2 protein-coding genes are annotated in these 1,788 nt (G+C 58.3%); both read left to right on the top strand.

Going from position 1 to position 1,788, the window contains the following annotated elements; translation table 11 throughout:
• On the top strand, positions 1 to 471 hold a 471-nt coding region (locus tag EDE12_RS22190; RefSeq protein ID WP_208326078.1), incomplete at its 5' end, for a hypothetical protein.
• Positions 472 to 765: 294 nt separating this feature from the next.
• On the top strand, positions 766 to 1,788 hold a 1,023-nt coding region (locus EDE12_RS21650), incomplete at its 3' end, for a class I SAM-dependent methyltransferase (RefSeq protein WP_166671924.1).

A 1,788-nucleotide genomic window follows, 5' to 3' on the forward strand; every position in this document is an offset into this window, starting at 1 on the left:
GATCGCCTGTTGCTCACCCCACGCCTGCGGGCGTATCAACCGCCGGGACTCAAATCGCCGCTGGATGAAACTTCGGGGGCACGTCAGTGGGACGAAGAAGCGGCGCGCGACGCCGTCTACGCCAATCGCGCGCGGCTGAAATCCGGCGTCGGCCGCGCCGCTATGCGGCAAGCGCCGCGAACTGGTCGAACGCAGCTTCGCCCATGTGCTCGATCGCGGCGGTATGCGCTGCACACGGCTGCAAGGGCGCGAAAATATCGCCAAACGCAACCTGATCCAGGTCGCAGGCTTCAACCTCGGCGTGCTGATGCGCGCCCTGACTGGCTGCGGATCGTCGAAGGAACTCATCGACCTCGCCAAAAAGGCCAAGCTGTTCGTCTTCAAACGGACGTCGTGATCGCCATTGTCGTCATCGCCGAATTCAACGGCGTACTGGCCATGCTCGCTGTCACCGGGCTGATAAGGGGTTAGTGTGCAACAGACGCTCCCAGAAGGAGCGTTACGCTGTCGCCTTCCATCAGAAAGACGAAATTGGCGCGCCCCGATTGAAACGGATCCGAACCGCTTCGATCACCATCGCCGGAGTTGCGCTCCTGCACAGGATCCCGAAAGGCAAGTTCAGACTCGGAAGTCTCGGCATCAACGAGAGCTGCGCCCTCGCTATCTGGAATGCCGGCTCGGTGGATAACCCAGCCGATACTGGCGCCGTTTCTCGCGCTTCATGAAATATTTGCACGAGAATATGGTAGAGATGGAAGACGCGCGATGCAAATGAAACATCCGACAAAGTCGCGTATAAGAGAGATGATCTCGTACTATCTGTCGAAAGTTCGCAGCGTGTCAAATCTTACCCAGAGCGCCGAACACGGAGCGCATTTGAGCGATCGCGACGAAAGCGAACTTATGAATGCGGTGAGCTTCCACGACGATCTCGCTGATGCCTGGGACGACAAATATCTTTCGGGAGGCTTCCAGCGACGCGTGGACTTCTTTCGACGAAAGATCGCGCCGGCGATTGCGCGGCCGGGCCGTTGGCTGGATGCTGGCTGCGGCAGCGGCTTTTTCTCGCGCCTCTTGGCTGATCGAGAGAGGCATTTTACAGGTCTCGACGCATCGACGCCAATGATAAACTCCGCCCGGCACCTCGCTAAGCGATACGGCCTTTCCGATTTGACGCAATTCGAAACGGTGGCGGACCTCGATCGACTCTCCTATGCAGATGGATATTTCGCGGGTTGCATATGCCTTAGCGTGATCGAATATCTCGATCGGCCATATCAGTGCCTGGATGAATTGGCGCGGGTCATCGAACCAGGTGGCTTTTTAATCGTTTCCGTGCCGCATGCGAATTCTCCGCTTCGATTCGCGCAACGCCTCGCGGATCGACGATTCCGATGGAGTGGCTCTGGAGCATGGAGCTATCTGTCCGTTTCGAAATTCGAGACCACCCCATCCGCACTCGACCAGGCCTTCTTTGAACGCGGCTTCAATGTCACAGAAATGTTCGAATTCGATCCTTTGATTCCGGCGCCACTGCTGCGTGTTTTCCCGCCGAGCCTCATATTCGCCATAGCAGTCAAGAATGGCGTGGCCATCTCAGAGCAAACCGTCGAGGGCGCCGGTCAGATGGAAACTCGGAGGGGGGGGCCGTTCCCCGAAGGTAGCCGCCTGCGTGAAACGGTTCTGGTGCAAAGTAAGCATCCGGCGTGGGCCGCAGGCGATGGGCTGAAGCGTCAGGCGCCAGCGCGCGACTTCAGGTCTTTGTGGATTTCGATGAGCTCGACGAGA

Origin of the sequence: Methylosinus sp. sav-2 (assembly GCF_004366495.1) — a bacterium.
Lineage (GTDB): Bacteria > Pseudomonadota > Alphaproteobacteria > Rhizobiales > Beijerinckiaceae > Methylosinus.